The 1,981-nt window shown below is 73.2% G+C and carries 1 protein-coding gene; it reads left to right on the top strand.

Features of this window, described 5'->3' with window-relative positions; all coding sequences use genetic code 11:
- Window positions 1–1,981, top strand: a 1,981-nt coding sequence (locus tag IF23_RS31805) for a type I polyketide synthase (protein ID WP_037680415.1), incomplete at both ends; no start/stop codon positions are given.

Genomic DNA, 1,981 nt, shown 5'->3' on the forward strand with positions numbered 1-1,981 from the left:
GATCACGGGTGGTACGGGTGGGTTGGGTGCGTTGGTGGCGCGTCATTTGGTGGTGGTGCATGGGGTGCGGCGGTTGGTGTTGGTGAGTCGTCGAGGCGCGGATGCGCCGGGTGCGTTGGTGTTGCGGCAGGAGTTGTCGGAGCTGGGCGCGGAGGTGCTGCTGGAGGCTTGCGACGCGGGTGATCGGGAGGCGCTGGGCGCGTTGCTGGGTCGCGTGGGCCGGTTGTCGGGTGTGGTCCATGCGGCGGGCGTGCTGGACGACGTGACGGTCGAGGGGCTGTCGGGGGAGCGCTTGGAGGCTGTGCTGCGTCCGAAGGTGGATGCGGCGTGGCATCTGCATGAGCTGACCCGGGGGATGGGTCTGTCGGCGTTCGTGCTCTTCTCGTCCGTCTCGGGCTTGTTGGGTACGGCAGGTCAGGCCAACTACGCTGCGGCGAACGCCTACTTGGATGCCTTGGCGGCACACCGCCGAGGGCAAGGACTGGCCGCGACGTCCCTTGCCTGGGGGCTGTGGGATGCCTCCCACGGGATGGGCGCCACCCTCGGCGACGCCGACCTCGCCCGCTGGGCGCGCGCCGGAATCCGCCCGCTCACGCCTGAGCAGGGCCTCGCCCTCTTCGACACCGCCGTCGCCGCCCCGCACGCCCTGCGCGTTCCCGTGGCCCTCGACCCCCAGGCCGCAGGCGCCGCCGACGGGGAACCGCCGGCCCTGCTGCGCGGCCTGGTCCGCACCCGCCCGCGACGCGCCGCACCCGTGGCGGACGCCGACGGCACCGCCTGGGCGAACCGGACGGCCGCACTCCCCGACGAACAGCGCGGCGAGGCCGTCCTCACCCTCGTACGCGACACGGTGGCCGCCGTCCTCGGCCACGCGGACCCGCAGCGGCTCGACCCGCGGCGCGCCTTCAACGAGCTGGGCTTCGACTCGCTCGCCGGGGTGGACCTGCGCAACCGCCTGGCCACCCGCACCGGCCTGCGGCTGCCCGCCACCGTCGTCTTCGACCACCCCTCGCCCCAGGCGGTCGCCAACCACCTCCTGGCCCGGATCACCCCGGACACCGCCCCCGCGCAGGCCGGGCCGCGGTCGTCGGCCGCCGCCGACGAGCCGATCGCGATCGTCGGGATGGCCTGCCGCTACCCGGGCGGCGTCGCCTCCCCGGACGACCTGTGGCGGTTGGTCGCCGACGGCACCGACGCGGTCAGCGGGTTCCCCACCAACCGCGGCTGGGACCTCGACGCCCTGTACGACCCCGACCCCGACCACACCGGCACCTCCTACGTACGCCACGGCGGGTTCCTGCACGACGCGGACCGTTTCGACCGCGCCTTCTTCGGCATCTCGCCCCGCGAGGCCACCGCCATCGATCCTCAGCAGCGGTTGCTGCTGGAGACGGCGTGGGAGGCGTTCGAACATGCCGGTATCGACCCGACCGACCTGCGCGGCTCGCGCACCGGCGTCTTCACCGGCGCCATGTACGACGACTACGTCTCCCGTCTCGCGGCCGGCCCCGCGGAGTACGAGGGCTTCCTGCTGGCCGGGAATCTCTCCAGCGTCGTCTCCGGGCGGCTGTCGTACACCTACGGGTTCGAGGGCCCGGCGGTGACGGTGGACACCGCGTGCTCGTCGTCACTGGTGGCGCTGCATCTGGCGGCGAGCGCGCTGCGCAACGGCGAATGCGACCTCGCCCTCGCCGGTGGCGTCACCGTCATGGCGGGCCCCCACGTCTTCGTGGAGTTCTCCCGGCAGCGGGGTCTCGCCGCCGACGGCCGCTGCAAGTCGTTCGCCGCGACCGCGGACGGCACGGGCTGGTCGGAGGGTGTGGGCCTGCTCCTGGTCGAGCGGCTGTCGGATGCCCGCCGCAATGGCCACCGCGTCCTCGCCGTCGTACGCGGCAGCGCCGTCAATCAGGATGGTGCGAGTAATGGTTTGACGGCGCCGAACGGTCCGTCGCAGGAGCGGGTGATCCGTGCCGCCCTTGCG

Origin of the sequence: Streptomyces catenulae, from assembly GCF_000718015.1 — a bacterium.
GTDB lineage: Bacteria > Actinomycetota > Actinomycetes > Streptomycetales > Streptomycetaceae > Streptomyces > Streptomyces catenulae.